The organism is Dietzia sp. DQ11-38-2, assembly GCF_014145055.1.
Lineage (GTDB): Bacteria > Actinomycetota > Actinomycetes > Mycobacteriales > Mycobacteriaceae > Dietzia.
Map to the genome: position 1 here is coordinate 1 of NZ_JAALDW010000030.1, position 8363 is coordinate 8363.

Consider the following 8363-nt stretch of genomic DNA (forward strand, 5'->3'; position numbering starts at 1 on the left):
TGCCCATCGGCAGCGGTCACCGAGACCAGCGCGGGCGTTCCGGTGGTCACGGTGCCGGTCTTGTCGAGCACGATCGTGTCGACGCGGCGGGTGGACTCCAGGACCTCGGGGCCCTTGATGAGGATGCCCAGTTGCGCGCCGCGGCCGGTCCCGACCATCAGGGCCATGGGCGTGGCCAGACCGAGCGCACAGGGGCAGGCGATGATGAGCACCGCGACCGCGGCCGTGAACGCCATGGAGGCGCCGGACCCGGTGAGCAGCCAGAAGGCGAACGTCGCGGCGGCAAGGACCAGGACGGCGGGGACGAAGACGCCGGAGATGCGGTCGGCGAGGCGTTGCGCGGCGGCCTTGCCGGACTGGGCGTCGGTGACCATCTGTGCCATCCGGGCGAGTTGGGTGTCCGAGCCCACACGGGTGGCCCGGACGATGAGACGTCCGCTGGTGTTGACGGTTCCGCCCACCACCGCGTCGCCGGTGGAGACCTCGGTCGGCACGGACTCCCCGGTGACCATGGCGGTGTCGACGGCGGAGGCTCCGTCGACGATCCGGCCGTCGGTGGCGATCTTCTCACCAGGGCGCACGATGAACTCGTCGTCCACCTGCAGGTGTTCCACGGGGATCCGGGTCTCGACGCCATCGCGCACGACCGCCACGTCCTTGGCGCCGAGTTCGAGCAACGACCGGAGGGCCGCTCCCGCCGTGCGCTTGGACCTGGCCTCGATGTAGCGGCCCAGCAGGACGAAGGTGGTGACCCCGGCGGCGGCCTCGAGATAGATGTCCCCTGCGCCGTCGCTGGGAGACAGCGAGAACTCGAATCCGTGGGTCATCCCCGGCATTCCGGCGTGGCCGAAGAACAGCGCGTACAGCGACCACAGCAACGCGGCGGACGTGCCGATCGACACCAGGGTGTCCATGGTGAACGAGCCGTGCCGGATGTTGATCGCCGCGGCGCGATGGAACGGCCATCCGCCCCACACCACGACGGGCGCGGCGAGCGTCAGGGAGAGCCACTGCCAGTTTGTGAACTGGAGGGCGGGGATCATGGCCATGGCGATCACGGGCACGGACAGCACCGCGGAGACGATCACACGGTGGCGCAGACTCTCGACGCGGTCAGGCGCCGCGGAGTCGTCGGTGGCGTTGCCCGCATGCGCTGTGGCGGTGACCGCCCCGTCGGCGTGCGTCGTTCCCGGAACGGCGGCCGAGGTGCGGGGTCGTGGCCACCGGGCCGAATACCCCGCCTGTTCGACGGTGTCCAGTAGGAGCTGCGATTCCACGCCGGGGGCGTACTCGACCCGCGCCTTCTCCGTGGCGTAGTTGACCTCGGCGGTCACCCCGTCGAGTTTGTTGAGCTTGCGCTCGATCCGGCTGGCGCACGAGGCGCAGGTCATGCCCTCGATCTGGAGGTCGACGAATGCGGTCGCAGGCCCGCTGGAGACATCGGTGTCAGTCATGTCCGGTCAGCTCATTCCGCGTCGTGGAGTGTGTACCCGGCCTCGTCCACGGCCGCACGGACGAGCGCGGGGTCGACGGGCTCGGGGGCGACGACGACGAGGCGGCCCGACTCCAGGTCGACATCGACCGCGGTCACGCCGGGGATCTCCGAGACCTCTTCCTTGACGGAGGCGACGCAGTGTCCGCAGGTCATCCCGGAGACGGTGAAGGTGGCGGTGTCGGACATGAGGTTCTCCCTTGGTGGTGGATGGTCAGCGGTGTGCAGGAGCGGACCGGGTGTCGTGCCTCAGGACTTGACCAGGCGAGCGATGGCCGCGTTGGCCTCGGCGAGCTTGGCCTGTGCCTCCGGTCCGCCGTGCTCGATCGCCCCGGCCACGCAGTGGCCCAGGTGCTCCTCGAGCAGGTTGAGCGAGAGCGACTGCAGGGCCCGGGTCATCGCGGAGACCTGGGTGAGGATGTCGATGCAGTACTTGTCCTCCTCGACCATCTTCTGCAGACCGCGGGCCTGGCCCTCGATGCGGCGCAGTCGCTTGAGGTGATCGTCCTTGTTCGCGGTGTACCCGTGCTCGCCCATGCCGGATACGGTACCCCCCTAGGGTACCTGCCGCAAGGCCTGGGACACCCCGGCACCAGGCACCGGCGACCGGACGGGCTGCTACCGGTCAGGCTGCAGGCCGTGGTCGATCCCCCAGGCGACCGCCTGCGCGCGCGTGCCGACGCCCATCTTCCGGTACGCGGCACGGATGTAGGTCTTGACCGTGTTCGCGGACAGATAGCACCTGTCGCCGATCTCCCGGTTCGACAGGCCCTGCACGATCAGCCCCACCATCTCGGCCTCACGGGCCGAGAGGCCGGCATCCTTGGCGGGCCAGTCGTTGGCACCTGTGGCCGTGTGTCCCGGCCCCACCATTGTCACGACGCTCCCCGCCGCGATCTCCTCGATCCCACGCACCAGGTCCGCCGCGGGCAGGGCCTTGGACAGGAAGCCGTTCGCCCCCAACGCCAGGCTGTCGTCGACCGCGGCCCGGCCGGAGGCGAAGGAGTACACCGCGACCGCGCCGATCGACGGGTCCTCACGCAGCGAGGCGAGTCGGGCGTGTTTGCCCACCGGTGCTGCGAAGGTGTCGTACAGGGCCACGTCCACCGCCGTCGCCCCTTTGGACACCGCGTTCTTCTCCACGACCTCGACGCGGTCGGAGTACTCCGAGAGGATCGCGTTCACCCCGGCGACGACGACGAGATAATCGTTGATCACAGTCACCCTGACCGGCATGAACAGACAATAGCAACGAACCCCGGCTCACCCGATACCGCTATCACACCCCTGAGGGTGTGGCCCGACCACTTTCACACACCGGATGATGGAGTGTTCCTCCGCGAGCGATCCACGGATCGCCGCCGAACCGAAAGTGGGTTGATCATGTGGCTGAGGCAGCCTGGACTGCACTAGAAGATCGATGGGCCTGGGCCGACCGCGGGAACTGCGTGGGACACCAGGACCTGTTCTACAACGACGACCACGACCTCAAGGGCACGAGGCGCAAGAACGAGGAACTCGCCAAGCAACTCTGCTCGACGTGCCCGGTACTCGACCGGTGTCGCGCCTACGCCATCGAGGAGCGAGAGCTCTACGGCGTCTGGGGCGGCATGACCGAGATGGAACGACACACGAAAGCGGGCCGACTGCGCACCGGTTGACCTGCGCCGGGGCCGCGACGACCTGAGGCCACGTTGGCGCACAACGGGTTCCAGACGATGATCGCGCACCCCGTTCCCTCCCGCCGCCTCCGGGGCTACTCTTCTGCTACTCGAGGCCGGAGGAGAGTCGATGCCCGGTTTGTCACGTCGCCAGTTCCTGAGCCGCGTCGGCGCACTGGCCGCGGCGTGGGGCCTGGCACCGGCCGCGCTCGGCGGTCGACTCGCTGTGGCCCAGAGTCCTCCCGAGGTGCCGCGGTCGACGTTGTCCGGAACCATTCTCCGCAGAGGGGGCGAGGCCCGGTCCTATCGCACCCTGGCCGCGGGCCCGGGCGAGGCCCATCTGCCTCGGATGGACATCCTGCGTGCGTCTCCGTCTGCGGCACGAGCCGGGGCACGCCGTTCGCTCCTCTACCTCGGGCACCTGTCCGATATGCACGTCATCGACGCACAGTCCCCGTGCCGTATCGAGCCGATGATCGTCCAGGATCACGCCACGTGGGGATCGGCGTTCCATCCGCAGGACCCGCTCACCGTGCATGTGACCGCGGCGATGGTCAAGTCGTTCGCCGACAACTCGATCAGCCCCGTGACGGGGGCTCCGCTCGGTGCGGCGATCGTCACCGGCGACAGCGCGGACATGCATTCCCACCTCGAACTGCGGTGGTACATCGACGTCCTCGACGGGGTACCGGTGACCCCGAACAGCGGGTCACCGACCCTGTTCGAGGGCGTGCAGGCCTGGCGGGACGCCCAGTGGGCGTACCGGCCGGAGGATCCCTCGGGCGGCGCGTTCGGCGACTACGGGTTTCCCCGGCTGCCCGACCTGTTGTCCCAGGCCATCTCACGCCCCGTCGAGTCGGTCGGCCTGCCGGTGCCGTGGTATGCGGTGTACGGCAATCACGACACGCTCCTGCTGGGCACCTTCGGTCTGTCCCCCCAGCTCCGTTCCCTCGCGGTCGGCTCGCAGAAGTCTCACACGCTGGCCGCCACCGCGTCGTCGACGCTGAGTGGATACGCCGCGACCGCGAGCCCGCTGCAGCGGCTCGGTGACGCGTTGGGGGTCCGGTCGGGTACCAGACCGGGATTTCGTGGGGTCACCGCGGATCCGCGCCGATACCTGTTCGAGCAACGCGAATTCATGGCCGAGCACTTCGACACCACGGAGACGCCCGGCCCCGTCGGGCACGGATTCACCCAGCACAATCTCGACTCCGGGGAGACCTGGTGGACCGCGGACCTGACGCCCCACGTACGGGTGTTCGGCCTCGACACCTGCAACGCCGTCGCCGGCGCCGACGGTGCGGTGCCGGGCGATCAGTTCGAGTGGCTCAGGGGCCAGCTGGATCGCGCGCAGTCGCAGGAGAAGCTCGTCCTCATCCTGACCCACCACAACAGCATGACCCTGGAGAACCGGGCGCGGCGACCGGGTTCGACGGCCACCCTCCACGGCGCCGACGAGTTCGTGGACCTGCTGCTGGCCTACCCGGTGGTGATCGGCTGGCTCAACGGGCACACCCACCAGAACCAGATCCTCGCCCACCGCGGACGCGACGGGGGCTTCTGGGAGATCACGACCGCATCCTGTATCGACTTCCCCCAGCAACAGCAGACCGTGGAGATCGTCGACAACCGGGACGGGACGCTGTCGCTGTTCACGACCGTTCTCGATCACGCGTCGCCGGTCACCCCGGGCTCCTCGGGCGGCTACCTGGACCTCGCATCGCAGAGCAGGGAACTGGCCGCGAACGACTGGGCCGAGAACCCCCTGATGAGGCGCGGCTCGGCACTTGACCGCAACACCGAGCTCCTGCTGCCCGCCCCGTTCGACCTGGACGCCATCACGGATGACTCACTGGAAGAGCAGCACCTGCGTGAACGCGCTCGCCTCCTCGCCCACGAGCAGCGAGCGCAGCGATGAGGCGGGGCACGGGGGACGGGAGCGAACGCGAGATGACGCGCCGGATGAAAGTTGCGACGGGGGGAGCGATCGTCGTGCTCGCGGTGGCGGGATGTTCGCAGATCGACGCGCTCGCGCCTGTCGGGGGAGCAGAAATCGCGGACCTTCGATACGCGGCGAACGAGGTCCTGCTCGAGCAGGGGGTCGAGATCCTCGTCGCACCGGTGTGCGAGGGCCACGGAGCAGGCCTGCGATGCGTGGGGGAGACCGTCGACGAGGAGACCATCACGGCGACGCTGACCTCCGAGGACGGCACGACCTTCGAGCTCGAGGTCGGGGAGCGCCTCATCTACTCCGGCCCCGTGCAGGCCGTACTCGACCGCAACGGCACGGTGGGTTCGAGATGAGCGGTGGGCGCACGATGACCGGGACATGGCGGGGCTGCGTCCGGGGTGCGCCTGTGACGGTCCCGGTCGTGATCGCCAACGCACTCGTCCAGGCGTTGCTGACAGTCGGCGATCCGGCCCCCGAGGCCGGGTGGGGATTCGCTCTCCGCGTGACGGTCTCGGGCGTGGCGATGATCGTCGCACTCTGGATGGTCGTCGGCGCGACTGCTACCGCGGTCCGCCCCGACGAGAGGTTCTCTGCGCCTCCGGTGCGGCTCCTGGCCGGTTCCGCGCTGGCGGTCCTGCTCGGAGTCCTCGCCGGAGTGCTCTCACCGATCCTGCCGATCGTCATCGCGTCAGCGGCGCTGCCCCTACTGTCGACGCTGGCCGTGACGCCGAGGGGGGCCGCGCGTCACACTCTCGCGCACTCCCCCGGCCGGGCCGCCCTCGCCTTCCTCGTGACCGTGCTGGTGCTCCTCGCCAACTGGATCGTGGCTCTGATCCTCGGCTTCTTCGTCACCGGGCCTGTTTCCGCAGCGCTGACGTGGGTGGTCTTCGGTGTGAGCGCGACACTTCTCGCCGCCTGGTGGGCCACGGTGCATCGCCGGGCCGCGGGCGCCTGAGCCGGATTCGGGCGACGTCACCACACGCGGCCACATGGCCGGCACCGATCCCGGATCGCGGCGTGATCGGGGTGCCCTCCCCCTTCCCGGCAGTGTCGCTTTACACTCCGTTCATCAGTGATACATGCCACACCAAGTCCGGGGGGACCGTGCTACTTCGTCGAACCGCGATGTGCGCTACCGCACTCGCCAGCGCTCTCGCGATGACCATCGGGGGTGGCGCCGTGACCGCACCCGTCGCCTCGGCCCAGGACTCGTCCAACGATCCTGCTCCCGCGTTCTATCAGCCGCCGGCCCAGTTGCCCGCCGGCCCGGGTGCGCTCGTCAAGACCGAGGCGTTCCCGCTCGCCGGTGCCATCCCTCCGATTCCCGGGGCGGAGTTCGTCTCCGACGCTGCCGGGCCCATCTCGACCGACGCCCAGCGGATCATGTACCGCTCCACCGGGGCGGCGGGCGGTCCGGTCGCCGTCACCGGCACCTATCTCCAGCCCAGGGCACCATGGAACGGCTCCGGTCCACGCCCGCTCGCCGTGGTCACCCCAGGTACGCAGGGGCAGGGCGACCAGTGTGCGCCCTCGAAATCCATGGAGGTCGGGCTGGGCATCGGGACGGCCCCGGTGTCGTTGGCCGCCGGGTACTCGCTGATCGACGCCTACTCCCTGCTCGCCGAGGGCTTCGCCGTCGTCGTCACCGACTACGAGGGTCTGGGCACCCCGGGCCACCATCCCTACGTCAACCGCGTCTCGCAGGGCCGCTCGGCGCTGGACGCCGCCCGCGCCGCCGTGCGGCTGGCGGGAACCGACCTCGCCCTCGAGTCCCCCACAGTGGTGAGCGGGTACTCCCAGGGCGGTGGTGCGGCCGCGGCTGCGGCAGAGATGCACCGGGAGTACGCGCCGGAACTCAACCTGGTGGGCGTGGCGGCCGGAGCCCCGCCGTCGGACATGCTCGGCACCCTCGAGCGCGTCGACGGCGGCGTCCTCACCGGGGCCGTCGGCTACGCCATCAACGGGATCCTGCAGGTGCACCCCGAGTTGCGCCCGGCATTCGACCGCCAGCTCAACGACGAGGGGCGCCGCATGCTCGAGGTGACCTCGACCCAGTGCGTGGGCGAGACGGCGTTCGCCTACGGTCTGCGTCGCACCACCGAGTTCACCGTGCACGGCAACTCCCTGGCCGAGGCCGCCCGGTCCGAGCCGGAGATCCTGCGCGTACTCGAGAGCTACAACCTCGGCCGCGTCGCCCCCACCGTCCCCGCACTCGTCCTGATCGGTCGGAACGACGACGTGGTCCCGCACGACACGGCGGTCGACCTGGTCCGCAACTGGTGCGCCCAGGGCACCGTCGTCGAGCTGCGCATCGCGGAGCTCCCGGCTCTGGCGCCGGGCCTGGTGATCGACCACGCCCTGCCGATGCTGTCCGAGCGCGAGACCAACGCGCGCTACCTCATGGAGCGGGTGCACGGGGTGCCGGCGTCGAACTCCTGCGGCACCGTCTGACGCCGGACCACGGAGGGGCCCGCCGCGTGGCGGGCCCCTCCGTGGTCCGTCAGGGCAGGTTGTGGTGGAAGGCCTGCTCCTGCGCGAGACTGTCGATCCGCCAGCCCTCGTCGGTGCGGACGAACCCGAGCACGTACCAGAGCCCGTAGAAGAACACCTGCTGGTCTTTCTCCTCCACGGGTTTGAGGGCCATCGGGTTGAAGCACATGCAGCGTCCGGTCGCGGTGTCGCCGTCCAGGGTCACCGCGAGATTGCCCATGAGGTGCTGGGTGGAGGCGAAGATCGGCAGCATCTCCGCCAGCCAGGTCCGCACCGCCGGATAGTCGTCCGCGGGGCCGCCCGAGGCCTCATAACTCACCCGGGCGTCCGGGGTGAACACCATGTCCAGTCCCTCGAAATCACGGGCGTCGATACAGGTCGCGTACCTGGTCACCAGGTCCTGCAGGTCCCAGCGATCCGACAGCTCGACCAGTGTTCGACTCATGCCCACTAGGCTAACGTGGCCCGCATGCAGTTCGAGCAGGAATTCCGCGCCCGGCAGGCGATCGAGCAGCTCAAACACCGCTACTGGCGGGCGTGCGACGCCAAGGACCCACACGCGTTCCGGGCCTGCTTCGTGGCACGGGGCGGCGTCCTCGACTTCGGCCCGCTCGGCCGCACGGACCCGGACACGATGGTCGGGATCTTCGGTCAGATCGCCCTGGCGACCGCCTCCGACGGCGGCCCCCGCGTCCTCGACATGCACCACGGCCTCATGCCCTCCATCGCCGTCGAGGACCCGGCGGACGGTGGCGCGCCGCGGCGCGCC

Annotated in this window: 11 protein-coding genes; 6 read left to right on the forward strand and 5 right to left on the reverse strand. The window is 69.6% G+C overall.

The window, feature by feature from the left end:
- From G6026_RS01275 to G6026_RS01290, 4 genes are all read right to left on the reverse strand, one after another.
- A partial coding sequence (locus G6026_RS01275; RefSeq protein ID WP_182612017.1) for a heavy metal translocating P-type ATPase occupies window positions 1-1454 on the reverse strand: 1454 nt, incomplete at its 3' end.
- 11 nt (window positions 1455-1465) lie between these two features.
- On the reverse strand, window positions 1466-1681 hold the full coding sequence (locus G6026_RS01280; protein ID WP_182612018.1) for a heavy-metal-associated domain-containing protein: 216 nt from the start codon (window positions 1679-1681) through the stop codon (window positions 1466-1468).
- Window positions 1682-1741: 60 nt separating this feature from the next.
- On the reverse strand, window positions 1742-2029 hold the full coding sequence (locus tag G6026_RS01285; RefSeq protein WP_107757657.1) for a metal-sensitive transcriptional regulator: 288 nt from the start codon (window positions 2027-2029) through the stop codon (window positions 1742-1744).
- 81 nt (window positions 2030-2110) lie between these two features.
- Complete coding sequence (locus tag G6026_RS01290) at window positions 2111-2728, reverse strand: response regulator transcription factor (RefSeq protein ID WP_182612019.1); 618 nt, start codon at window positions 2726-2728, stop codon at window positions 2111-2113.
- 149 nt (window positions 2729-2877) lie between these two features.
- Here G6026_RS01290 and G6026_RS01295 point away from each other — a divergent pair, with 149 nt between their 5' ends.
- The 5 genes from G6026_RS01295 to G6026_RS01315 all read left to right on the forward strand — a co-directional run bounded on the left by G6026_RS01295 (window position 2878) and on the right by G6026_RS01315 (window position 7555).
- The gene (locus G6026_RS01295) at window positions 2878-3153 is read left to right on the forward strand and encodes a WhiB family transcriptional regulator (RefSeq protein WP_107757658.1); all 276 of its coding nucleotides are present in this window, start codon (window positions 2878-2880) and stop codon (window positions 3151-3153) included.
- A 130-nt stretch (window positions 3154-3283) separates the two neighbouring features.
- Window positions 3284-5071, forward strand: a complete 1788-nt coding sequence (locus tag G6026_RS01300; RefSeq protein ID WP_182612020.1) for a TIGR03767 family metallophosphoesterase — start codon at window positions 3284-3286, stop codon at window positions 5069-5071.
- Between the two features lie 44 nt (window positions 5072-5115).
- Complete coding sequence (locus G6026_RS01305; RefSeq protein WP_182612021.1) at window positions 5116-5457, forward strand: hypothetical protein; 342 nt, start codon at window positions 5116-5118, stop codon at window positions 5455-5457.
- 68 nt (window positions 5458-5525) lie between these two features.
- Window positions 5526-6059 (forward strand): hypothetical protein, encoded by a 534-nt coding sequence (locus G6026_RS01310; protein ID WP_182612022.1) that lies wholly within the window; start codon window positions 5526-5528, stop codon window positions 6057-6059.
- Window positions 6060-6283: 224 nt separating this feature from the next.
- Entirely contained in the window at window positions 6284-7555 is a 1272-nt protein-coding gene (locus G6026_RS01315) for a lipase family protein (RefSeq protein ID WP_347238049.1), read from the forward strand.
- Between the two features lie 49 nt (window positions 7556-7604).
- Here G6026_RS01315 and G6026_RS01320 read toward each other — a convergent pair whose 3' ends face one another.
- Complete coding sequence (locus G6026_RS01320) at window positions 7605-8039, reverse strand: nuclear transport factor 2 family protein (RefSeq protein WP_107758301.1); 435 nt, start codon at window positions 8037-8039, stop codon at window positions 7605-7607.
- A 24-nt stretch (window positions 8040-8063) separates the two neighbouring features.
- On the opposite strand from G6026_RS01320, the gene G6026_RS01325 reads away from it, so the two are divergent.
- On the forward strand, window positions 8064-8363 hold a 300-nt coding region (locus tag G6026_RS01325), incomplete at its 3' end, for a nuclear transport factor 2 family protein (protein WP_182612024.1).